18 protein-coding genes are annotated in these 23,564 nt (G+C 56.6%); all 18 read right to left on the bottom strand.

Annotated features, from left to right (window positions below):
* Positions 1-646: 1-deoxy-D-xylulose-5-phosphate reductoisomerase (locus JW937_07870; protein MBN1587332.1), on the bottom strand; the 646-nt coding region annotated here is incomplete at its 3' end.
* A gap of 42 nt (positions 647-688) precedes the next feature.
* On the bottom strand, positions 689-1,498 hold the full coding sequence (locus JW937_07865) for a phosphatidate cytidylyltransferase (protein MBN1587331.1): 810 nt from the start codon (positions 1,496-1,498) through the stop codon (positions 689-691).
* 23 nt (positions 1,499-1,521) lie between these two features.
* On the bottom strand, positions 1,522-2,298 hold the full coding sequence (locus JW937_07860) for an isoprenyl transferase (GenBank protein MBN1587330.1): 777 nt from the start codon (positions 2,296-2,298) through the stop codon (positions 1,522-1,524).
* Positions 2,299-2,372: 74 nt separating this feature from the next.
* Positions 2,373-3,086 carry a flagellar motor protein MotB gene (locus JW937_07855; protein ID MBN1587329.1) on the bottom strand — a complete coding sequence of 238 codons (714 nt, stop codon included), beginning with the start codon at positions 3,084-3,086 and terminating at the stop codon, positions 2,373-2,375.
* A gap of 70 nt (positions 3,087-3,156) precedes the next feature.
* Positions 3,157-4,689, bottom strand: a complete 1,533-nt coding sequence (locus JW937_07850; protein MBN1587328.1) for a hypothetical protein — start codon at positions 4,687-4,689, stop codon at positions 3,157-3,159.
* On the bottom strand, positions 4,689-9,098 hold the full coding sequence (locus tag JW937_07845; GenBank protein ID MBN1587327.1) for a tetratricopeptide repeat protein: 4,410 nt from the start codon (positions 9,096-9,098) through the stop codon (positions 4,689-4,691). Before JW937_07845 ends, JW937_07850 begins: the two co-directional genes overlap by 1 nt.
* The gene (locus JW937_07840; protein ID MBN1587326.1) at positions 9,088-9,585 is read right to left on the bottom strand and encodes a hypothetical protein; all 498 of its coding nucleotides are present in this window, start codon (positions 9,583-9,585) and stop codon (positions 9,088-9,090) included. Before JW937_07840 ends, JW937_07845 begins: the two co-directional genes overlap by 11 nt.
* Before the next feature lie 3 nt (positions 9,586-9,588).
* Positions 9,589-10,395, bottom strand: a complete 807-nt coding sequence (locus JW937_07835; GenBank protein MBN1587325.1) for a hypothetical protein — start codon at positions 10,393-10,395, stop codon at positions 9,589-9,591.
* Positions 10,392-11,891 carry a pilus assembly protein PilM gene (gene pilM, locus JW937_07830; protein ID MBN1587324.1) on the bottom strand — a complete coding sequence of 500 codons (1,500 nt, stop codon included), beginning with the start codon at positions 11,889-11,891 and terminating at the stop codon, positions 10,392-10,394. Before pilM (JW937_07830) ends, JW937_07835 begins: the two co-directional genes overlap by 4 nt.
* 4 nt (positions 11,892-11,895) lie before the next feature.
* Positions 11,896-12,096, bottom strand: coding sequence for a MerR family DNA-binding transcriptional regulator (locus JW937_07825; protein MBN1587323.1), 201 nt, complete (start codon positions 12,094-12,096; stop codon positions 11,896-11,898).
* 832 nt (positions 12,097-12,928) lie between these two features.
* Positions 12,929-14,410, bottom strand: a complete 1,482-nt coding sequence (locus JW937_07820) for a hypothetical protein (protein ID MBN1587322.1) — start codon at positions 14,408-14,410, stop codon at positions 12,929-12,931.
* A gap of 8 nt (positions 14,411-14,418) precedes the next feature.
* Complete coding sequence (locus tag JW937_07815; GenBank protein MBN1587321.1) at positions 14,419-17,541, bottom strand: hypothetical protein; 3,123 nt, start codon at positions 17,539-17,541, stop codon at positions 14,419-14,421.
* 16 nt (positions 17,542-17,557) lie between these two features.
* Positions 17,558-18,154, bottom strand: coding sequence for a prepilin-type N-terminal cleavage/methylation domain-containing protein (locus JW937_07810; protein ID MBN1587320.1), 597 nt, complete (start codon positions 18,152-18,154; stop codon positions 17,558-17,560).
* Between the two features lie 31 nt (positions 18,155-18,185).
* On the bottom strand, positions 18,186-18,572 hold the full coding sequence (locus tag JW937_07805; GenBank protein MBN1587319.1) for a prepilin-type N-terminal cleavage/methylation domain-containing protein: 387 nt from the start codon (positions 18,570-18,572) through the stop codon (positions 18,186-18,188).
* Positions 18,573-18,606: 34 nt separating this feature from the next.
* Positions 18,607-19,698 (bottom strand): type II secretion system F family protein, encoded by a 1,092-nt coding sequence (locus JW937_07800; protein ID MBN1587318.1) that lies wholly within the window; start codon positions 19,696-19,698, stop codon positions 18,607-18,609.
* Positions 19,688-21,136, bottom strand: coding sequence for a pilus assembly protein PilM (pilM, locus tag JW937_07795; protein ID MBN1587317.1), 1,449 nt, complete (start codon positions 21,134-21,136; stop codon positions 19,688-19,690). Before pilM (JW937_07795) ends, JW937_07800 begins: the two co-directional genes overlap by 11 nt.
* Positions 21,018-23,207 (bottom strand): lipopolysaccharide heptosyltransferase II, encoded by a 2,190-nt coding sequence (gene waaF / locus JW937_07790; GenBank protein MBN1587316.1) that lies wholly within the window; start codon positions 23,205-23,207, stop codon positions 21,018-21,020. Before waaF ends, pilM (JW937_07795) begins: the two co-directional genes overlap by 119 nt.
* Before the next feature lie 6 nt (positions 23,208-23,213).
* A partial coding sequence (locus JW937_07785) for a mitochondrial fission ELM1 family protein (protein MBN1587315.1) occupies positions 23,214-23,564 on the bottom strand: 351 nt, incomplete at its 5' end.

The raw sequence follows: 23,564 nt of genomic DNA, 5'->3' as shown, positions 1-23,564 counted from the left end.
TGTTCATGAGTGTGGCCGAATCCACGGAAATCTTCTTTCCCATACGCCACTTCGGATGGGCCACGGCCTGTTCCGGAGTCGCATCCGCCAATTCAGCCCGAGTCCGTCCCCTAAAGGGGCCGCCTGTGCCGGTGAGCAGGACACGCCGAAGCTCTTTGAGCGGATGCTGATCCAGACATTGAAAGACCGCGCTGTGCTCGCTGTCCACGGGCAAGATGTGCCCGCTGCCCTCTTTCATCCGGTGATCCAAGGCTTGGCCCGCCATCACCATGAGCTCCTTGCTTGCCAAGGCCACCCGCAACCCCCGGCCCAGGGCCTCATAGGTCGGCCTCAAGGCCTCCCGGCCCGTGGTCGCCACCACCAAGGTGTCGGCCCCGCTGCTTTCAACCACTGCGGAAAGCGCCTCGGAACCGCTGAAAATTTCTGTGCCGCAGCCCTTGAGCTCTGCCCGCAGGGCTGCACCCGCCCTTGGGTCGATCACTCCGGCGACCTTGGGCTTCCATCGCCTGATCTGGGATTCCAATTCCTCTGTACTGGAATGAACGGCCAAACCGCAAAGCTCATAACCCTCCCCCAGGTGCTCAACCACGGAGAGGGCTTTGCGGCCCACAGATCCTGTGGATCCCAGAATCGCAATCTTCTTCAACAAGGTCCTCCTTGGGCCCGGGAATAGTCTACGATATCCAGGCTAATAGAGAGTCCAAACGAGGTAGTGGTAGAGTGCCGGCGCTGTCAGCAGCAAGCTATCCACCAAATCCAAGGCTCCGCCCATGCCCGGCAGAATCCGCCCGCTATCCTTGATCCCGCAATCCCTCTTCATTAAGGATTCGGCCAAATCACCCACCTGGCCCAATACACCCAATACCAAACCCAAGAGGGGCAAATGCCACAAAGGAAGAGGCAGGTACCAATAGCCCACAAAGGCAAAGGCCATACTGAAAAGCAATCCGCCCAAGGCCCCTTCCCGGCTTTTCCTGGGACTGATCCTTGGAATAAGCTTGGTCTTCCCCGCAAGTTTCCCAACCAGATACGCCCCGATATCTCCGCTCTTGACGACCAAAACCAGGTAACCCACCCAAAGCGGGCCCAAGGGCAAAAAACGCAGTTTAATCAGAAAACTCAAAAACCATGCGATATAGATCAATCCGAACATGGTCACCGACACCGTGGCAACGGCATGGCTCGCACTCTGGCGTGTGAACTGGCACAAGAAGAGCACTAGGGCTGAGAAGAAAAAGAAGCCGAATTCATCGGAAACTTGCAGGGGTGTGTCCGCGTGATGCAAGTAAACCCAGAGCGTAATGAGCAGGCCCAGAACAAGACCTGTGTCCTTGAAGAGATCCAGCCCACGGCGCTGCATGTGCGAATAAAATTCATACAGAGATTTTCCCACCACCAACAAAGTCATCACCGCGAACATCCAAAGCGGAAACACAAAAATCGTCAGGCTGATGACCAGGATAATAATGACGGCAGTAGCAAATCGTTGAGGGAACATCCTAAGAGAGAGTATCCAGTTCTTCAGCGGCCAAAACGCCGCTCACGTTTCTGGTATTCCGCGATTGCAGCATCCAGGTCATGCGCCCTGAATTCAGGCCAAAGCTTGGAAGAAATGTAAATCTCCGAATAGGAGATTTGCCACAGCATAAAATTGCTTATCCGCTGCTCCCCGCTCGTGCGGATCAGCAAATCCGGATCAGGCATGTCGCCCGTATCCAAATGACGCCCGATACAAGCCTCATCTATTTCCTCCGGCCTGATCAAGCCCTGGCTCACCTTGCCGGCCAATGCCCTCACTGCCCGTACAATCTCGCCCCGTGAGCCATAGCTCAGCGCCAATGTCAGGGTGACTCCCCGATTGGCACGAGTATTGGCCCGCACCTCTTCGAGCCGGTTAAACACAAAAGCCGGCAAACGATCCAGCTCCCCGATGGCGTTTAGCCGGATCTTCTTCTCCATCATCTCCTTCTCTTCGGAATCCAGGAATTCCCGAAGGAGCCGCATCAAACCCTCGACCTCGGGCTTGGGACGTTTCCAGTTCTCATGGGAGAAGGCATACAGGGTGATAAACCGGACACCCAAATCATCGGCCCGGCGCACCACCGAACGAATGGAATCAATGCCTTCCCGGTGCCCGAAAATACGCATCAGGCCCTGGGACTTGGCCCAGCGCCCGTTACCATCCATGATTACCGCAATATGCTGGGGAATTTTCGATAGATCCAAAGGGATCGTCTCGGGCTCGACAACGGTCTTGTTCGCCCTTCCCAGAACAGGAAATGCCACGGCTGCCCTCATACAATGAGGGGGCAGACTCGCTGCCCCTCATTGTGAATTGATCTTGCTCCGTTATTCAAAAGTCCCATCCTGGCCTACTTAATGTACCTCCCGGCTTCGGAGCCAGAACCTTGGTCATAACCGGAGTTATTGTTTTGCCAATTCTGGCGGTCCACCGTAGGGAATTGCTCAGGAAGAACCACCACCTCAACACGGCGGTTCTGCTGGCGTCCCTCTTTCACGTTGTTATCGGCAACCGGGCGGTATTCGCCATAACCTGCGGCACGGAAGCGGCTCGGATTCAACCCTGCGGAATCAATCAACTCGTGCAACACCGAATTGGCGCGCGCAGTTGAAAGCTCCCAGTTGGATTTCCAGCCGCTGTGCTTGATGGGCTGGTTGTCCGTGTGCCCCTCGATACTCACATACTTGTTGGCAACCTGGCGGCCGAGGATAGAAGAAACTTTGTCCAAGGTGGCTGCGCCGTCCGGTCTCAACTCTGCCTTGCCTGAATCAAAAAGAACTTCATCCACAAAGGTAATAACCAAACCGCGGTCTTCCATGCCCACGCGGATCTGCTCCTGCTCGATCTCAGCCTCGAGCGCATTTTCCAGTTCCTGCATGGTACGGCGGAGTGCCGAGAGTTCGTTTTCCTTCTGCTGACGCTCCATCTCCAGCTGTGTCTGGAGATGGTCGATGGCCGCCAGGTCCGTAGGCGTCCTCTTGTGAAAATGCATGGAACACCCGGCAAGTCCGAATACCAGTGCCGGTACGATAAAAACACTGACTTTGGCGAGTAAAGATTTCATAAGCTGGGGCCCCTGTTCATGGTGTGGTTTTCCGGAAACATGCGGTGTCTGGGCCAAATCTTATCAGAGTTCAGGGCCGAGGGTCAAGGCCCAGTGAGGATTCCACTGCGGCCAGGGAAAAGTCCCCGGGCATCTCCCCGTCCTCCAAAATCGTTGCAGTCACGAAGATAAGGAGATTTTGGCGTGTTGCGCTGTCGGTTTTCCTCTTGAACAACCAGCCCAAGCCCGGAAGGTCGCCCAGGACCGGCACCTTGGTATCCGTGGTCGTGGTGCTTTCCTTAATGAGCCCTCCCAGAACAACGGTTTCCCCGCTCTGGATCAGCACACTGGTATCCAAGTTACGGGTTGTAAACTGCGGAATGGAGACCCCTCCCCCGTAGCTAAAGTAAGTCCCCTTAAACTGGCTCACCTCCGGGCTCAGACCCAGGGTGATGGTCCGGCCGTCCCGTCCGACGCTCGGGGTCACATTGAGGAGCACACCGACCTCACGCGTCACAAAATCACGAGGGGCGTTCACAAACTCTGTTTCCCCTGCGTCGTCGAAATCCCCGTCTCCGTTAATATCAAACTGCACAAGATTGACTTCATAGCGCGTCGGGTAGATGAATTCATCCACCACCTGAATGGTCGCGGTCTGGTTATTAATGGTTGTCACGCGCGGAACCGAAAGTGTGCGCCCCACTTGATTTTCTTCGAGCGCGTGAATGACCATCTGGAATTGCGGATCTGTCAGAACCCCTTGATATGAAAGATTGAAGCCCTCGCTCCCCCGGCCGGTCAGTGTCATGGAGGAGATACCGCTGGATCCAAAGTCAGAACCTGAACCGTCGTCCACCCGGCCCCGGTACTCCGTGTCGCTAAAGCCGCCCATATTCAGCGGTGAGAGCAGCTCCGCCTCAACGCCCAGCTCGCTGAGATCCGTATCATTGGCCTCCATAAAGCGCGCCTCCACCAAAACCTGCACCGGAGTGATATCGATATTGTAGAGGACTTCCTCCAACAACTTCAGATTCTTAGGCGTATTCGTGGCAATCAGGGCGCCCGTGCGTTCATCAAGAACCAAACGCGAACCACCAGGAGCAGGCACAACCTCCTCCAGCACATCGCGTATCGTGTAGATCTCCGAGATATCGCGCCCCCCTCCGAGCCCTCCGAAAGAAGTCCCGGCCTCTCCATCGAAGACTGTAAACATCCCCTTGCCCTCTTCGAGGAAATAGATGCGGGTTTGCATGGACTCCCCTTCCATCTCCTCCCGGGTTGTGATCCACACAGCCTTATCTTCAATCCGGTATTCGAGGTCGTATGTCCGCGCCAGATACTTGATGGCGCTGCGCAAGGGCATCTTATTAAGATAGAGGCTCACCGTCACATCCAGGGATTGAACCCCATTGGATGTCACAAGATTCACGCCCGTGGCATCGGCCAAGTGGCCCAAGGCATCGTCCAAGGAAATCTCCTGAAAATCCACACTCACCGGAGTGTCCAGACTTTGAGTTGTCAAAGCCTGGGAAGGGCCGGTTTCCGCGGCCAGCGCACCTTCCCTAGCCACGCCAAAGAAAAGGCTCAACACCAGCCAGCCAAAAATAATCGCTCTTTTGAGCATCAGATTTCCCCCTGCTTGGCAAGCAGACTTCCATCAGGAGCCAGGATATTGGCTGTCACAAAGATAACCAGATTGGAGCGGTCCACATCCTCTTCGCTCCGCGAAAAGAGGGCGCCTACAACCGGGAGATCCCCGAGTATGGGGACTTTGGTCTTTGTGGTGGAGTCTGTTTCAGTGATCAATCCGCCCAAGACCACTGTATCGCCGTCATTGATAATCACACTGGTACTCAAATTGCGGCTCGTAAAGCGCGGCACAGTAACCGAACCTGTAAAAGAATCGAGGCTCTTGAGTTCGCTGACTTCCGGCACAAGGCTCAGAGCGATGCGCTCGCGGTCCTTGCCCACGCTGGGCGTCACATGCAGCAAAATCCCCAAGTCCCGGGTGACAAAATCCTGCGGCAGATTCACAAAGCGCACTTCGCTGACTCCGGAAACCGTGTCTTCGAAATCCCCGTCTCCGTTCAAATCTTCACGTACTACAGAAACTTCATAACGGGAAGGATACACGTACTCATCCACGACCTTGATTGTGGCCCTTTGGTTATTGAGAGTTGTGACACGCGGCGTGGAAAGGGTCTTGGTCTTGCTGTCCTCCTGAAGCGCGTGCAAGACCACCTGGAACTGGGGAGAAGTCAGAATGCCCTGGTAGGAAAGATTTAAACCCTCAGTCCCGCGAGAGGAAAAAATGCTCGAGGGATCAATGCCTGCTGTTCCGAAATCGATTCCCGTGCCGGAATCCACTTGGGTCTTGTTGCGTCCGTCCCTCTTTCCGGTCACCTTCATGTCGCTGTTCAATGCGGTCTCAAATCCGAGCTGGCTGAAATCGCCTTCGGTAATCTCCGTAAAACGCGATTCAATGAGGACCTGCACGGGTGAGATATCAATGTTGTACAACAGCTCTTCCACCAAAGCCAGGTTCGAGGGGGTATCCGTCACAATGAGCGCGCTGCTGCGGTCGTCAAAGACCAATTTGGAATCCGGACCTGCCGGGACCACTTCCTCCAGAACATCCCGAATCGAGGTCACCTCAGACAAAGCTCCGCCCTCGGGAGTGTACATTCCCTTGCCCTGGCCCAAGAAATAAATTCGCGTCTCCACGGCTTCGGACTCCAACTCCTGAGGCGTTGAAACCCAAACGGCATCATCCTCCACTCGCCAAGACAGATTTTCCTTGCGGAACATATACTCCAATGCATTCTCCAAAGGCACATCCTTGAGGCGGATACTCATGGTACGGCCTTCATCTCTCAAGGCGGCCGAGGGCAAAATATTGACCCCTGTCATTTGCACAAGGAACCGGAGGATGTCTTCCAAAGGCACCTCTTGAAAATCCAGACTCACGGGCTGGGACAAATCCTCGGCCAGCAAAGGCTCTGTGAGACGCACCACTCCTCTATCCTGGGAAAAAGCGCTGGAACCGGTGCGAATCCCATCCGCATCATAGCCTTGCGGCAAAACCTGGCGCTCCTCGATCCCCAGCAAGAGATCCTCCTCCGGAACCCGCCGCTTCACAAAAGCATCGTCTTCCGCGCCTTCGCGCATTTGGCGCCGCACGCGGGCCATCTCGCTGCGGGCCCGGGTGCTGCCCGGGTCAATGGCCAGGGCGGACTCCAGGCGGGCAATTGCCTCTTCATATTTCCCTTTGCCCGCAAGCTCCCTCGCCTCCGTGATATAGCGCATTGCCCGTTCGTCCCGGGGAACCCCCATAACCTCTTCATCCTGGCGCGCCAGCTCCTCCTTGCGTTCCGAAGCCAGAGCCATGGCCCGAAGCCGGGCCTGGCGCGCCTCGCGCTCCCTCACCACACTGAGTTCCTTCATGACCTCCGTGCGCGCGAGAAGCGCGTCAGTGTGCTCCGGGTATTGGGCCAAGACCTTGTTCAAGGACTTGAGGGCCGCGGCATAGCGCTTGGCCATCAGATTGATCTGGGCGTCCTCCCAGTACTTGGCATAGACCGTGTCTTCAATGGGCTCAGGCTGATCGCTCTGAATGGCCACAATCATCTCGCGGGACTTGGTCCATGCATCCTCCACCACTGCATCGTCCGGACGGTCGGATTGGACCTCCCCGAACTTTTCCAAGGCCTGCCGGTAATAGCCCTGGTTGTAGAGATCCTCCCCCTCCAAATAGCGCGGATCCGGACCGGGCCCGCTTTCCAAGGGTGTCATGGTGGTCTTGGCAAATTCTATTTTGGACTTGTGCAACATATCCCCGGCCAGACGATTCCCCGGATCCAGACGTAAAGCCGCCTCAAAACTGGCGGCAGCCTCCTGATAGCGGCCTTCCTCAAAACGCGCGCGCCCGATATCCAAAAGCTCCCGTGTTTTTTCAGCGCGCAGTTGACGCTCGCGCTTGGCGCTTTCGTCCTCGAGACGCTTTTCCGTTTTTTCATAATCAGCGCGTGTCCTGCTGATAAACTTCTGGACCGGACGGTTTCCCGGGTCCAATTGAAGCGCCAATTCCGCGGTTTCCACAGCTTCGGCAAAATCTCCGGAATTCGCCGCCGCTTTGGCGCGCAAAAAGAGCTCCTCAACCTTCTCCTTGCGCAGAGCCTTCTCACGGCCCTGCAGGTCCCGTTCATCCTCCTCGGCCTCCTTCTCCTTACCCTGCTTCCAGAACAAGAAACGCCTCTCTTGTTTCTCTTCTGTCTCCGCGTCAGCCACCTTGACCACGCGCTCAGAGCGCTCCTCAGCCACGGAAACCCGGTTGAGATAATCAACCGCAGCGGAATTCTCCGGATTCAGGTCCAGCAAACGCTCCAATTGCTCGCGGGCTTCGGGAAAGGCTCCTGCCGCATAGAACTCTTTGGCGCGGGCAAACATTGTTTCCTCGCGTTTCTTGAGTTCTGCCACCATCCGTTTCTCAGCGGCCTGCCGCGCCCTTTCGCGTTCCCTTTCGAGCTTCTGCAGCTGATCCGCAATATCGTCGTCGATGTGATTGAGGTATTTCTGCGCAGCTCGATGCTGGGGGTCGATTTCCACGACCCGGACAAAAAAGTCTTTGGCTGCTTCAAAATCTCCGGCCTTGTACAGACGCCGGCCCTCGGCATACATCTTGGGGACGTTCCCGCTTTCAAGATCCTGACGGTAGTCCTCTGCCAAACGCCGTTCCAGGGCCTTCCGCTTGATACTCAACACCTGTTTTTCTCTTTCCACCTCTTTCAGACCCTGTTGCGCTTTTTGTAACTCCGCCTCAAGCTCTGCGCGGCGCTTTTTGTTGGCCTGCAACGCTGTGGGCTGGCCGGGACTCAAAAAGGACGTCTCCTCATCAAGCTGATCGATCTGTCCCTGAACTGCATTGGCCATGGAAAGCAACTCGCCTTCGCGCTGCGCCAGGAGTTCAAACTGATCGCGCAGAGCCATCTCTGCCGCACTAAGGGAGCTGGACTTGGGCACAGGCGTGGTTTCGGCAGGCGCGGCAGCCACTCTCACGGCGGGCGGAGCAGCCGATGCGGCAGGCTGCACCGCTTCAACTCCCTGCCGGTCCAGGCGTTCCAAAGTTGCCTGTTTGTAGTAAGCCGCTTTCTTATGGCCGGGATCTGCACCTAAAATGGCGTCAAACTTGGCCAAAGCCCCGGCATAATCTTGGCTTCGATACGCAGAGACCGCCTCCTTATAGACTTCGGGAATTTCCTCAGCATCGATTGCAGAAGTCACAGCCACAGGTATGACCGTTGCAGGGCGCAAAGTAGAAACCTCAGTTGCGGCAAGGCTTTCACCCTGCCTTATCTGCTGCTTGGCAAGTCGTTCTTCAGTGGTCTGCTTGTAGCGGGCGGCCTTCTTGTGACCGGGATCCAGCGTCAGGACGGCTTCAAACTTGGCCAAGGCCTCGGCGTAATTCCCGGCCCGGTACGCAGAAACCGCTTCACCATAGAGGGAATTGATCCTGGGCCCCATCTCCTGCTGCACAATCTTGTCGGTGTAGTCCTCCTGCCTCTGGATCTCTTTTTCTCTTTGGTCCGCCTTTTTGGACAATTTCTTCTTCTCCGCCTCCAGCTTGCGCCGGTAGTCCTCCTCGGCGCGGCGCATCTCCTCATCCTGGAGCTTTTGCTGGACTTCGAGTTCTTTGTTGAGCGCTGCCATTTGGTCCGCAGCCTTCTTGCTCAAGCGCTCTTCAATACGCTCCACATAAAGCTGGGCCCAAGGGTGGGTGGGATCAAGCTGGATCACCCGTTTAAACTCCCGGAGAGCTTCTTTGTACTTGCCCCCTTGATAGAGTTCCTTCCCGCGATCAAAACTCGGGCCGGCCGATTCACGCGCCACTGCAGAGGGAACAGCATCTTGCTCGCGCCACTTGGCAGACTCTTCCGCATCCGCACCCACGGGTTGCCCCATGGCCCGCGCAGGGGGGGCACTAAAGCCCAGAACCAACAGCAGTGCCAATCCCAATGAAACGAAGCTATCTTTCAAGAACAAGGGTCTCATCCCCCCTCTTGAGAACCACTCGGTCCTCCTGCACAGCTTCCACTCGGTAATCCCCAAGGCTCTTGCCCGGCAGCAAGAAGTACACTTTTCCGGATTCCTCTTCTTTTACAATGGCGCTTGCCGAATCCCCAACCTGGGCCAGCCCCTGGAACACATAGACAATCTTCTTTTCTTGCACAACGGGTTCAGACTCAATGACGATCTTTGGTTTCTCCACCGGAGTGGCCCGGAACGGATCGGTCTTGATTAGATCATTGTAATCTGAAAACGGGGTAGTCCTCTTCAAGAAACTTAAATTTATCGGACCCGGCGCTTTGATCTCGGTTCCTTGCGCCCCGCGCAAAGCCTGGCGATCGGCCCTGTCCCCGGTTTCATGGCTGGAACCCAGGAACAACCCCACTCCCTGTTTGATCCCCACAATCAGCAGTGCCAACAGCAAGAACCAGAAAACTCCCTTTTCCTTGGTAGCCATTCCCTAAGAGTTCTCCCCGGAGGCCTTTGCCTCCTGCTGAACAGCAGGTTCAACCGCCGGCCCGGCCGTCATCAAGACTCGATCCAACACAAACTCGCTGAGGGTAACCTGCATTTGCAGAAGTGATTCCGGCAGTTTTCTGACCCGAAGCTGGCGCACAAGCACCAAAGGAGCCCCTTCTTGCAGGTCGTAAAGGAAACGCACCAAGCCTTCCGTGGTCCCTGTAGCCACAATCTGCAAAGGCAACTCGGTCAACTCCGGAGACCCGTCTCCGTCAAAAGCGTAGGTCTGGGTTTCCAAGGGTTTGATCAAATCCACGGTAAAAAAACGCTGGTCCAAAAGTGAGCCCACAACCCTTTCGATGGTTTCCAAACGGCGCAAATAGGTGGCCACCTCTTCTTGATTCGGAAGCTCCGAACGCATCCCAATGTCCTGGACCAGCTGCACCCCCTGTCCCAGGGCCTGGCGCTGAAGCTGCTTAGAGACCGCATGATAGCGCTCAATACAATAGAGACTGGCTTCTTCGGCGCTCCCTGGCAAACGCGAAATTCTCGGATCCAGGTAATCCATCAGCAGGCGCTGGGATTCGGACAGACGGTCGCGAGCTGTCTGCCACTCCGCCACCTTTTGCGCGGTGGGCTTTTCCGGAGAAATCCGCTGAGCCTTCTTGAGCCGCTTGTTCAAATCCTCGATTTGAATATCAAGCTGATTGCGTTTGGCCCAGCCCAAAGGATGCACCACTGCGGCATAGCCTCCTAAGAGAAGCAAGGAAGAATAAAAAACAGCTCCGGGCAGCGTCAGCTTTCTCACAGTTCTCTCAATCCGGCCGTGATAGAAAATTCCACGACCTCTTCAGAATTTCCGTCCGTGGGTTTCACCAGGGTGGAGGAGATGGGCTTGACATCTCTCAGGCGAGGCGAAGCCCTCAAGGTCCCGACAAAACTGTTCACGGATTCATAATCCGGTGCCATACCCCGAATCGCAAATTCTCCCCACTGCCCCTGGGACACGGGAACTTCCAAATTGCCGTCCGCAATCCACACGCCCTCGGGCAACGCCTCGCTCCCGTTATCGAGCACCTTAAGAGCTAATTCCTTCTTTTTGGCTAACTCCACAAGCCATTCCGTGCGCTCTTGCAGAAAAACCACCTCTTTCTGAAGCTCGGCAATCTGTGGCGAGTACTGTTCATAGCCGGCCAGCTTCTGGTTTAATTGACTGAAGGCCTCCTGTTTGGATTGGATCTGCCCCCAATTGCTCCATACTCCCGAAAGGATGAGCAGCACCGAAAGCACCCCCACACCCAAAGCATGAGTTTGGCGCTCCTTGCGCTGGCGATTGACCTCAGCCCAGCGCTTGGCCAAATTCACTTCCAACGGGACCGGACCCAGACCGCGCAGGGCCAAGCCCATGGCCACAGTGTACGGACTGCGCTCGGCGCCTTCGGGAATCGTGGCGCTGCCCGAACCCTTAACCACGGAACGGAACGGATCCACCGGCTCAATAAGCACATCCAAGGCCTCGCGCATGGCACTCAACAAAGCCTGGGACCCAGCCCCTTCTCCACAGAGCAAAACCTGTCCCAGTTCTCCGGCTTCCCCCAGCCTAAAATCAACCGAGCGTTTGATCTCGCCGACCAGGTCTCCCAGAGCTTCTTCTCCTTGATTAAGACCAAAGGGCAGGCTGCGCACCCAGAACTCCGGGATGCTGTCGGCACGGGACCCCGCCTGAAGGATGAGCAAGTCCGTGGAATCCTGTTCCACACAGACGATGACTGAAGGGGTCTCTTGCCGGAGGACTCCCACCCGCCTGGCCGTGTTGTACATGGCCAAAGAAGCCAAGTCCATGGCACCCGCCGTCACACCAAAGCTCATGGCCTGGCGCAAGCCTCCCTCTACGATTTCCTTTTTCACTGCCACTAAGATGGCGCGAGTCTGGCCCCGGGTCCCGCCTTCACCAGAGGAACCCAGGGAACACCAGTCCCATTCAACCTCCTGCAAGGAAAAGGGAATTTGTTGTTCAGCCTCATAGCCAATAGCCTGTTCGAGCGTCTTTTCCTTGATGGGCAAAACCGTGATTCCGCGCACAAATGCTGAGCCCCCGGCAATTGCCAGGACCGCCTCGCGTTTGGGAGGCAGACGCTCGGCCAACCAAGTGCGAATCTGACGCAGGGCCGACTCCCCGGTGACCTCGGGAAGAGTCATCGTCAAACAACACTCCACACGCACCCCATCCGAAAGTTTGGTGAGCGCCACCAATCTCAGTTGGTCCGCACGCACTTCCAGGCCGACTGATGTTTTTGCTGCCATGACTCTAACGCCCCATCAGCTTTTTTAAATTCAAGATCTCAGGTCCCGTGTACTCTCTCCAGCCATTGAGCGCATTGCGCCGCGCCGGTGGAATCAAACCCCGCTTCTCGTACCGAATTAAAGTCTGTTTGGAGATCCCGAGGATTTCAGCCGCCTCGGCTGCGGCATAGTATCGGGGAATTGAGGAAAGAAGTTCTGAGCCCATGACCCAGGCTGGGGTAAATGAGGAAATTGAATTTTTTGATTTTGTTTTTAGGGACACGGAATCTTGTCCTGGCTTAGCCGAATAATGCATGAATCGTTCTACTGCAGCGTCCAAAAAGCCTGGTACTACTGCGTTGCGCTCCCTCGGCCGTCCTCAGCGTATCGCACCGGATACGCCTGCGGAGTCCTCGGTCACGCGTCTTGCATTCCCAGGCTTTTGTGCCGCTTCGTAACGAAGATCCATGCATTATCCGGCTTAAGAAAAGTGGCCCTCAGCAATCCACCCTTGCGGTAGCTGACAGGCCGTAAATTCCGTAAACATGCGTAATTATACGAAATTAGACGGTTTTTGTCAACACTTGATAGTACTTGGGGGTGTTTGGAGGCGAGAGTTTAATTAAGTCGGGGGGCGCTTGAATTCCCCCGCCAGCTGTCACGGGGGTGGCTCTCCGCGCCGTTTTCGGCAGGCCCCGTATTACGAATAGGGACGGTTCTCCAAGGACACCGGGGGACACATCTCCGAAGGAGATATGTCCCCTGAAGCTCGGTGAGAACCGTCCCCTGTCGCTGAAAACGGCCCAGCACGCGCGAAGGAAGGGACGGCGCCTCACGGAGGAGCTCAAAATCGCTGAAACTGCAGATGTCTTGATAACGTGTGCTCTGCGATTTTGGGCAGCCCCCCGTACTTCAGTATCTGATGCAACAATCACTTAAGGCGATCCGCAGTGAGGACGACCGGCCCGAACCTTATGAAATGCAGATCCGATACCCTGACCAATGGGGACGGTTCTCGCATAACTCCCTGCCGCACAAAGAATAGGCGAGACCTGTCCCTAGTCCATTCGGTAATACTGGATGGGTTGTTCAGGACGGAGCAAGGCCTCCGGGTCCATGCTGCCGATCGTCCAGGTCCGCTCCGCAGGGGTGGGGTCTTCCTCGTCCAGGTCAATGGAGCCGTTATCGTCCACGTCCCTGGCTGCCTTCACCGCAAAATAATGATTGCCCGGCCCGAGGCTCTCGTACGCAATCTCCTGCTCCGAAAACCAGTTTTCACTCCAGCTCCCGTTGTCCAGACGGGCTTTGAATACCGCGCCCGGGACCGAAGCACTAAACAGGAAGTGAGCCGAGGTCTCGTTCACAACCCCGGCAGGACCGGCTGTGACATAAGTGTCCGGCGCAATGATCTCCAATTCAATGGAGTCCGAGAAAACCTGAGACTGATTGCCCACGCTGTCCAGGAATCGCACATACACCGTTCTCGATCCGTCCAGCGGCCGCAAAATCCAGTTAAGAATCTCCACCTGCGTGGCCTGCCAGGCCTCCGGCTCCTCGCCTCCGTCATTCCAAAGCCGCATACCGCTAACCCCTGAAAGCGCGTCGTCAAATTCCAAATTGAGCCGGACATAAGCGCTATTGGTCAGGGAATCGCCGGAGGAGTCCCCTGCGTAACGCTCATTGATCACCAGATCTCCGGTGGGAGGGGTGCCGTCAATTTGGAAAGACCACACCATGGTGGGCATCGCGTGCCCAACCAAATCCGAGGCATCCAGACGCAGACTCACGGTCCCGTCTCCCAAAGGATTCAGGGGCTGGTAGCTGATACCGGAACCATCCCAATCCGCGCCCGCTAAGCTCCCATTCACGCGCAAGCGGATGCTGTCCACGTCAATCCCGCTGCCCGAATCCGACAGGCTCGCGCGAATCAAGGGCAAGGTATTCCCCAAAATCACATCCTTGGGAGACGCTCCATCCCCCACAGGAACCTGGGTGTCCACCCAAATCTCAAACTCACCGGGCGTTCCCCACTGGCCGGCTGTGTTCTGCGCATGCACCGTAAAAGTGTATTGGCCCTCTCCCAAGGAATCGGGCGGATACTGATAGCTGGGTGCTGTCGTGTCCACGACTTCATCCGGGAGCTCATTGAGCGCAAAGCTGTACCCGCCCATGTTGACAATGTCTCCGGCTACATCCCAGGTAAAATACGGCGAACGATGCTCTTGCCAAGTGGCTGCCGGGATTTCAGTCCCAAAAGCGCTGGTCTTTGCCTGGACAAACACAATGTCATTGGCTTCGTTTTCTTCGATAGGTGGAACAGCCGGGAGTGGGGCACCTAACCCGCCCAACCCGACTGTGTTGAGCTGAAAATGACTGCCGACGGAAACCCCCTCGGCTGCGCCGCCGATCTGGGCCTGCGCCACTTTGTCGCTGTCCGAAACCTCATCAGCGCCGCCCACGAACTCGCTCCCGCCTAAAGCCGCTTCGTCCTGGGCCAAAGCAGAGGAAGCAAGGAGCCCGCAAAAAAGGATGAGTGCCATCCAACCTCTCATCTCTCGACAACCGCCCATACACGCCGCTCCGCTAAGACCTCGTCCCCTTGCAGCACTTGCCCCAAGACCACAATCTCAAAGGCACGCGAACCCACGGTCACCAAGGAGGCCACCCGGCCAAAGGCCTCAATTTCTTCGCGCTCCCGCTCGCGCTCCTCAGCCAAAGAACCCGCCGGCCCTCTACTGAAGATCCGTCTGGTCAACAGTTCCCCAATGGCCCGGTATGGACGCCCGCCCACAATCTTTTCTGCCAAACCGGCATCCACCCCGGGCAAACCCTGTAAGAGCGCCGGGTCTGCCGTATTGAGATTCAGCCGGCCATAGACGCGGCGTAGCGGCTCCAGAACCACCGCATCCAGATGCGCAATCCCGCTCGCGGATTGATTGCTCAAGCGCAATTCCAGATTCCTGTCCGCAGCACAGAGTGCGGTGCCGGTTCCGATCTCGATCAAACCAAAACTCAGACGGCCCGAAGCGTCCGTACCCAATGGCGGAGTCCAATCCGACCACGACCCATTCCCCTGTTTGTAGGACACCTTCATCGATTCCCGGGGGCCCCCTACCAGATGCAAAAAGAAGATTCCGTTCTCTATTCCCTCATCCGGTCCCCACGACCACACACACTCATTGCCTGCGCCGGAACTCTCGTACCAATCGCTCCAGGGATAGGGACGCGGAACCTGGGTCCAAGCCCCAGTGCTTTGCATCGCATTCTCAGCCTCCAAACGAATCGAACGCACTGTCAGGCGGTCGGCAATCCGCCCCAACTCTTCAGCATCCAGGCGGCGCCAAGGCCCCCCTGCGGCCAAACCCGCAAGCTGGCCCAAATGGGCCAAGGGCGCATTGCGCACTTCCAAATCTGTATCCGAATGGACCAGCAAATCCCCGCCCACCCACTCCTCCAGGCCCACGTTGTTGTTCGGCTGACCCGGCGTGGCTGCCGACTTGGACGCATACCAAGCTTGGTCAAAACCGTCCTGGTCTGAGTCAATCACCTCGCCCGGGTCTCCCTTTTCCCAACTGATGAAGGAAGTCCCGGCCGGGTACTCCACCTGGTCCACGGCATACCCTTCGATATCGCGCAACACAATTTGATTGGAGGGCACGCCGCTGGAGGGCAAGAGATCGTCCCCGGGCCGCAAAGCCTTGGCAAAATCCAAACGAACACCCTGCGCCGCGGGCCAGTTGGCCAAAACCGCCACCCCATTTCCGGAAAGACCGGGAGCATCATCCCCATAGTCCGGCGCCAACACCAAATGCTCCTTGGGGGGAATGACCGTGCCCAAGGGAATGGTGGCCGGCCAACCCGCTGAGCCCGGCCCGTCGACAGTCCAAGATCCCACGTCGATTTCCGAGGAGCTCAGATTGATGAGCTCAATGTACTCAATATCCGGTTCCTGGCTCAGAATCAGGCCTGCAAAGCCGCAACTCCCCGAGAGCTCGTTGTTCTGAATACGGACCAGTAGTTTGCCATCCGATACCTTGACCGCAGAGTCCAAAACTTTCAGATGGCTCACATGATTTTCCCGGTAGCTTCCGACGATCACATCGCCCACAGGCAGGCCTTCCTCTCCAATCGCCTGCAGATAATAGAAACCATTGGGGATCCCGGACCACTGCCATTTGCCCTCGCCCATGACCCCGCCGTTGGGAGTAGGGTTGCGATACGCTGCCCCGCCCACCGACCAATGCCCCCCGGGGTCTTGGCCCTCCAGACCCGAGAGACTGAGCTTGGCATTGACCATGAGTTCGTTAATGCGAACTGCTTCAATGCCGCGCACAAAGGAAGTGGACACTGAAGGGGAACCTCCTTCGACGGGAATCAGACTGAGGCCCGAAAACGCATGATTTGCCGCTTCTCCGGAATGGGAGAGCGTGAGTTCAAGCGGGCCTCTGCCGTCCGTGGGGAGCTCATCCACCACACTCACCTCCCCTCCGAAGAATTCTGCATTCTGAAGCCCTTTGTGCAGGCTCCCCCATATATCCGCATCCCCCGCCGGAGCTCCTTCTTCACCCAGAAGCTGCACCCGGTAAGTCCCCACAGGCACAGAACTCCAAATCCATCGTCCCGGATCGGAACCCGCAGTACTGTTGCGATAAATCTTGGCCACACCGTCATAGATCCAGCCCCCGGCTTCCACACTGGCTGAACTCAAACCCAGGAATAGACATTGAGCTGCCACAAAACTCATGGCATAGTCCGGATCCACAGCGTCGGCAATATTGGCGGCTATCTGCCAGGGGTTGGAGACTCCGGCATCAATCAGCAAGGCAGCCAGCTCCGGAGCCGTCAACCAGTTGGCGTCACGCCGCCAACCGGCCTCAGGCACGCCTCCCTCCACCGGCTCCTTCCAAAAAAGCTCCGGTTCCGAGGAATTTACGGTGAGATGTTTTTTCAAGATCTCCCACACGGAGCTATCCAGCCCCGCGCTCTGTTTAAATTCATGAATGGTTAACCAAGGCAAATCATCTCCGTAAGGCCTCTGCTCCCGGAACTCGTCGGGCTCGTCGACTCCTTCCCCGGGTTCGTCGATCAATCCGTTTCCGTTGTTGTCAATCCCATCGGCCCCCAAGACCACGGCATCGCCGTCATCATCCACGCCTGCATCTCCGGGCCGCTGGTCCGCACCCAGGCGCGAACGCACAAAGGCCGCGGCCAGCCCTGACTGGCCGGAAAGCAGTCCGGCTAAGCACTTGTCCGGATCGATTTCAGCGGTGGACCACCCTTGCCCCAAATCCGCAACCAAGCCGTTGCTGCCCATGATTCCCGCAGAGTTGAGATTGAGCTTTGAGGCCTCATCGCGAATCAGGACCGCGTAACGGATATCCAGATCTTCCGCCGCACCCGCACAAGAAATCCAACGCGCATCCGCTTCGCCGTCGCCGTCCGTGTCCGCATCGGATCCGGAAAACACGCTGCGCCAAAGATCGTCCTCAGTGTCTACGCCCCCGAAGCGGTCTGTGTAAAGCACTGAGCGGGCGTGCGCCATACCCGCTTCCGCAACACTCACCGCCTGAGTAGCTGCCAGGAAATTAGTCGCTGCCCGGTATTCCAGGCGCATCCAGAATGCAAAGGAAACCGCCATCACCCCCATGACAGCCAAAATACTGACCGCCATCAGGAGTGCGACACCTCTATCTTGCTGTATTGACGAAGGCCATCGTCTCAAAAACTTCCTCCGGACTATCTTCAAGAGAGACCCGCACACGCACGGCTCGCGGCATTGCATGCTTGATCTCCGTATCCCATTCCTCAAGCCAAGCTTCGCCGTCGTAGTAGCTGAAACTCAAACTCCCGATCGCTTTCAACAAACTTTCCGGATTTCCGGTTTCAAAATCAAAGTCCGGGTTGGACTCCACATAGGTCAACAAATCCCCGTTGGGCTCCAACCAATATCCGACCTCTACCAAGTCCCCTCCAAACACCAGATCCCCCGAAGAGGAAACAAAAAAAAGGGCATCCGCACTCCCCTTCAGGTGGATGCCTCCCTCACGCTTCCAATAAGCACTGGAGATCTGTGTGCCGATTCGCTCTCCGATCAAACGAATGTGCTGAGCGCGCTCGACTTGGTCCTCCCCTTTGCTCCAGGAAGAAGTGGCGCTTCTAAAAAGCATCAAGGCCCCGGTAAAGATAATCGCCACCAAAGCGGCAGCGACCATCACCTCCACAAGCGATAACCCTCTCACCCAGGGACGTTTCCCGGCCGGCCTGCAATCTGTTCGAACAGTCAAGAAGCGTCCCTGAAAGGATTGTCCCCGCATTTCAAACCTCATCAGGTACGATGTATGAAACCCACTGCTCCCTGCGCGTGTTCACGCCACTCTCCCACTCCAGTGTCAGCAACACGCGGCAAAGTGTCGCTCCGTCCACGCCCTCCAAGGCAATTTCCTCGGCCTCATATTGCCAACGATAGCCCGCCTCTTCTCCAGCCGCCCCGCCAGGAAACTTTCCGGCCAATAGCTCCGAGGCCTTGGCCAAGTGGAGCTCTTGCATCAGCCGTTGCCCTAAGAGGGCAGCCTCGTTGGTCTGGCGCGCGCGGCGTCCGGCCTTGAGCCCCACTGGGAATAGCGTCAGGGTGGACACCAAGCCCACCACCAACACCACCATCGCAACAACAACTTCAATAAGAGTCACACCGCGGTTAGACACGAGTACCTTCTTTTAATCCGGGGACACAATAATCCTACTGAATCAGTTTTGCCAGAGTGAACATGGGCAAGAACATCGCAATCACAATGAAGCCCACGATCACAGCCATCGAAACAATGAGCAAGGGTTCAAGAATCGACGTGATTCCGGATACTGAAACATCCACTTCTTCTTCAAAGGAATCCGCGACACGCGCAAGCATCTCGTCCAGCTTGCCGGTTTCTTCACCCACACTCACCATGCGCACCACGATCGGTTCAAAAACACCGCTGGCCTCCAAGGGGCCCGCAATAGACTCCCCCTCCTTAATACTGCGCGCCACCTCTTCGAGTGCGACCTCCATCTGTCTGTTTCCTACTGTCTGTGAAGCCACATCCAGACCCTTGAGAATCGGGACGCCACTGGCAAGCAGCGTCCCCAAGGTGCGCGCGAATCGCGCAACTGCAACCTGGCGAACAAAGCGCCCGATCCCGGGAAGTTTGAGTTTGGTTTTATCTATCCAAAACCGGACGGCCGGCAATTTGGCAGCCCAAGCCCAGAACACAAAGAGCAGGGCAAATACCACCACTAACACCCACCAACGATGACGGATCATCTCACTCATTAAAATCAGGATACGAGTGGGGGTGGGCAAAGCCCCTCCGAGCTCGCTAAACATCTTAATGAACGTGGGCACTACGTAGACCATCAACAGCAGAAGAATCAAAAAAGCCACAGCCAAAACAAAGATGGGATACATCATGGCCGACTTGACCCGTCTCCGCAGCCGATCCGATTTTTCCAGGAGATCCGCCAGGCGTTTGAGGATGAGATCCAATTGGCCCCCGATCTCTCCGGCCCGGATCATGCTGACATAGAGGTTGCCGAAAATCCGCGGATACTGAGACAAGGCCTCGGAAAAAGAGGTTCCGCTTTCTACTTCGTCACGGATGGTACAGACAGCCTCCTTCAGCGGTCCTGCGTCCACTTGCTCAGTTAAGGTGTTGAGGCTTCGAACCAAGGGCAGACCTGCGCCGACCAAGGTGGCCAACTGCCTCGTAAACTGCACAAGCTGCCTGGGTTTGGCCCGTCCGCCGAAACGCCTCACAAGTTTTTGGAACCGTACGTCTAGGTCTTCAAAGGACACTGTCTTCCTCCCCGGAATGGAGTTTGCACTCCAATTCAAAATCCGCGATTTCAGTCCCGGATCTCAACTTGCGCTTGGAAGCAAAGCGAATATCCACCTGCTCAAATGCGCCGGAAGTCTCCAGATCCGTCACAAAACCGAAGAGAACGGACATATGCGAACTTGTCCCCTTGATCACCACTTGGTCTCCCTTTTTAAAGGCAAACCGGCTCAGATGAATACTCTGCGGCGAGCACGAGGCCAAGGTACGCAAAACCTCCAACACCGAACCTTCATTTCTGCCCAAACTCACGTAGCGCTCCAGATCCAGCCGCACCTGGCTTCTTTCCTCATCCACAGGCTGCTCCGCAACCAATTGCGATTGTAGTTCCGCCAAGCACTGTGCACGCCACCAAATCTCGGACCCAGCCCCTCCAAGGAGCAGCAGAGCCAGCAAAACCACCAGAGCCGAAAGACTTTTGACCCATTGGCTGCGATAGCGTTTTTTCAACGCCAGCTTGTCCTGTTTAGGAAGAAAACTCATGCCATCCGGTCCCAGGGCACAACCCAAGGCAATCAAGGGCGAAATATCGGATAAGCGCCAATTCCATTCGCGCCCTAACTCCAAAACCTGCACGTTTTTTTTGACACGGCCCTGGAGGTAATTTCCCAAGGGCACGAGCTGCGGGTGCACTCCCAGCAAAACCAGGCGCTCGATGTTCTGGCCGGGACGATGATTTTGGTAGGCCTTCAGAGTCCAGAGTGTTTCCTCGACCACACTGTCTTGAATCTTATCGTGCTGCCCCTCACCCAATTCGGGCACAGAGCGGCTGAAAGCAAGCCGGCCCTCGTCAACAATAACAAACTCAGCACCGGAGGCATCCAAGTGCACCAGGCAAAGCGCGCTCTTAAGATCCATCTGGTAACCCCGGTCATTCGCTCTGCGGGACAAAGCCCTCCACGCATTCAGCACACCATAGCTGCTCACGGAGACTTCCGGAACTCCGGCACCGGCGAGGGCAAAAAGCCGCAGGAGGCGTTTGACGGAACCTGCATGGGCCAAAGCCAAGAGCACCTCGCTGGAGCCGTCCGGCATAAACCGCACCACTTTATGATCAAAAACAATCTCATCCTTACTATAGGGAAGCTGGGAAGGCGCCTGCAGCTCCACCATCCCGGCAATTTCTTCCGGATCCTGTGTAGGCAGGTGCAAATGTCTCAAGGTCACTTGAGAGCGAGGGAGACTGACAACGACTCTGTCCTTGGATCCTGCAAGACGGCGAAACGCCGCCTTCAACTTACCCGCGACTATTTCGTCGGGCAGGTCCGGGGGCAGAACATCAAGGCCGAGTGAGCGGATAAGACCTTCCTTCGAAGTCGTCGCCGCTTGAGCCAACCGGATCGATTCCGGCTTCAGCTCGATCCCCGTGCACAGAATCGCTCTTTTCAAGAAACCCATTAAGGGCATCCAACACCTCTCTAGGACTGATGGACTTCATACAAGTGATGTGACTGCATCGAGTACGATAGCACGGCCCGCAAGGAACCTCTTTCTGAATGACTTGAAGGCAAGGGGCCGGAGGGATATGGCGCTCTGCCTCTGTGGGCCCGAAAAGCGCAACCGTAGGCAAACCCACAGCCGCGGCAACATGCAAAGGCGCGCTGTCTCCGCACACCAGGGCTGAGCACCTGCGGAACAAAGCCACCAGCTCACCCAAGGAAGTCTTCCCTGCCAACTCAATGGGTTTGGATCCGGAGACTTGCGCTATCTTGGCCCCCAGCTTCCCCTCCTTTTTGGTGCCGACCAAAACGCAGCGCACGGATCTCTTGCCCAGTTCGTCACAGAGCTCGGCAAAATGTTCCAGATCCCAACGCTTAGTTGGCCAACTTCCGCTCCCCGGATGCAAAGCAACCAGGACTTGATTGTCTCTGAGCCAAGCCTGTTTGAGCAAAACTTCGATTCGTTCCCGGTCTTCGGGCTTTGCCCACAACTCCAGACTCTCATCCGTCACATTGATCTTCGCCCTGCCCAAGACCCGCGCTTGATGTTGAATCGGGGGGAGAGGCTCCTTGGGCAGCGGAACAGTGTAATTCAGCAGAAAACTCCATTTTCCGTTCTCATATCCGTACCGGCGAATGGCGCCGCTTAAGAAACTCAACGCATGGCTGGAGCGGTTATTTTGCAGATCAATGGAAATATCAAAACCCTCACCCCGCAAAATCCGGCCCATGCGCCATATCCCGCGCACGCCCCGGTGAGTTCCGCTGCGGTCCAGGACCATGACTTCATTGACGTATGGAGAACTCGCCATCATCGGGGCAATCTCCTTGCTTGTCAGGAGAGTAATATGCGCTTCAGGCCAAGCCTTGCGGATTGCGCGCAGGCTGGGAACTCCCAAAACGATATCCCCCAAAGCACTGTATTTGATGATAAGCACCCGGGATTCGGCAAGCACTTCCTCATAAACCGCCAAGGTCTTATCCACCATCCGGTCCAAGGAAAATTTCTTTTCCACACGGCGCCGCGCGGAAACACGCAGGCGCTCCATCCTCCCGGGGTCCCGGAGCAATTTGACGATACTGTCGGCCAGGATCTGGGGATTGCCCGGAGGGGTAAGCACACCGGTCACGCCGTCTTCCACCGCATCCACAATACCCCCGATACGGCTGGCAAGCACCGGGACCCCCGCGGCAGAGGCCTCAATGAGAACCCGGCCAAATGCCTCGGGCCCGGTCGAAGGCAAAACCAACAAATCCAGTTCGCTGTACACCGATCCAATGCGATCGGTGGAGGGACGCAACTCAACCTGGCGGGTTAAACCCAGCTGGCGGATGAGAAGCTTGATCTGCTCGGCGTAATTCTCCTTTCCGCGCTCCGGACTTCCCACGATCACCGCACGCGCTCGAGGTAAAACACGAGCGACGCGGGCAAAGGCCTTGAGAAAGGTCTCATGCCCCTTTATCGGTGTGAGCCGCCCGATCACACCCACCAAAGGGCCCTCCTCTTTACGTTCCTCCGGCCTTGAAGGAGCATACGGAAACTGTTCCAGATTGACCCCGCGGTGAACTAACCGGATCTTTCTCAGGGGCACCCCAAACTGATCCATCATGTGCTGGCCCACGGCCTCGCTAATAACGATCACGCGCTTGCCCTGTCCCATGATCCGGCTGACCAAGTGCGTGGAGTAGTAACCGTGAGCCGTGGTCACCAAAGGGATCATGCAGCGCCGGCAGGCCAGATACGCGCTCAGGGCGGGAATGCGGGAACGCGCGTGCACCACATCAATGGATTCCTTGCGGATAATCTCGGCCAGCCGTCCGGCCATAAGCCAAACGCCGGGCAAATTCTTGCGGTGCACAGGAAGAGTGTAGTGGACTGCCGAAGCGCGCTCCAGCTCCGGAACCAGCCGCCCACCTGCAGAAACGACCACGGCCTTGTGGCCTCGCTTCACCAGGGAGCGAGCCAGATCCAAAGTTCCGGTTTCCACACCCCCTACTTCCATTCTGGGAACCACTTGAAGAATATTCATCAGATATCAGGCAAGCACGCGTTGAAGGGCTTCTTCAACAACAATGCGGTCATCTAAAACCTTGCCCGCACGCGGAGCATGCCAAATCCTCTCCAGTGAACTGCGCAACTCCTCTTCTCCCACAAGTGAGAGAAAACCCCCTTCGTCCATACTTTCTAAGAATTTACCCACTCTCCCCCCATGATACACCCCTTGCGGGGACTTGGAGTTTGTGTAACCCCTCCTGCCGCTCACCTTCCAACCCGGGGGTATAACCGCCAGCACGGGACGGCGCGAACTCACGGCCTCAGAAATCATGGAGACGCTTTCCCCCGTCACTACCGCAACCTTGGACAAACCCAGAATGCCCGCCACCAC

This window comes from Candidatus Omnitrophota bacterium (genome assembly GCA_016929445.1).
Classification (GTDB): Bacteria; Omnitrophota; Gorgyraeia; order JAFGIU01; family JAFGIU01; genus JAFGIU01.
The sequence above is the reverse complement of the archived record's forward strand: the minus strand, read 5'-3'. Positions and strand labels throughout refer to the sequence as shown.

Excerpts from the sequence above, each read along its gene's own strand:
- JW937_07865 (MBN1587331.1), bottom strand. The coding sequence starts at position 1,498 with ATGTTCCCTCAACGATTTGCTACTGCCGTCATTATTATCCTGGTCATC.
- JW937_07860 (MBN1587330.1), bottom strand. The coding sequence starts at position 2,298 with ATGAGGGCAGCCGTGGCATTTCCTGTTCTGGGAAGGGCGAACAAGACC.
- JW937_07855 (MBN1587329.1), bottom strand. The coding sequence starts at position 3,086 with ATGAAATCTTTACTCGCCAAAGTCAGTGTTTTTATCGTACCGGCACTG.
- JW937_07850 (MBN1587328.1), bottom strand. The coding sequence starts at position 4,689 with ATGCTCAAAAGAGCGATTATTTTTGGCTGGCTGGTGTTGAGCCTTTTC.
- JW937_07840 (MBN1587326.1), bottom strand. The coding sequence starts at position 9,585 with ATGGCTACCAAGGAAAAGGGAGTTTTCTGGTTCTTGCTGTTGGCACTG.
- pilM (MBN1587324.1), bottom strand. The coding sequence starts at position 11,891 with ATGGCAGCAAAAACATCAGTCGGCCTGGAAGTGCGTGCGGACCAACTG.
- JW937_07825 (MBN1587323.1), bottom strand. The coding sequence starts at position 12,096 with ATGGGCTCAGAACTTCTTTCCTCAATTCCCCGATACTATGCCGCAGCC.
- JW937_07820 (MBN1587322.1), bottom strand. The coding sequence starts at position 14,410 with ATGGCACTCATCCTTTTTTGCGGGCTCCTTGCTTCCTCTGCTTTGGCC.
- JW937_07815 (MBN1587321.1), bottom strand. The coding sequence starts at position 17,541 with ATGGCGGTCAGTATTTTGGCTGTCATGGGGGTGATGGCGGTTTCCTTT.
- pilM (MBN1587317.1), bottom strand. The coding sequence starts at position 21,136 with ATGGGTTTCTTGAAAAGAGCGATTCTGTGCACGGGGATCGAGCTGAAG.
- waaF (MBN1587316.1), bottom strand. The coding sequence starts at position 23,207 with ATGAATATTCTTCAAGTGGTTCCCAGAATGGAAGTAGGGGGTGTGGAA.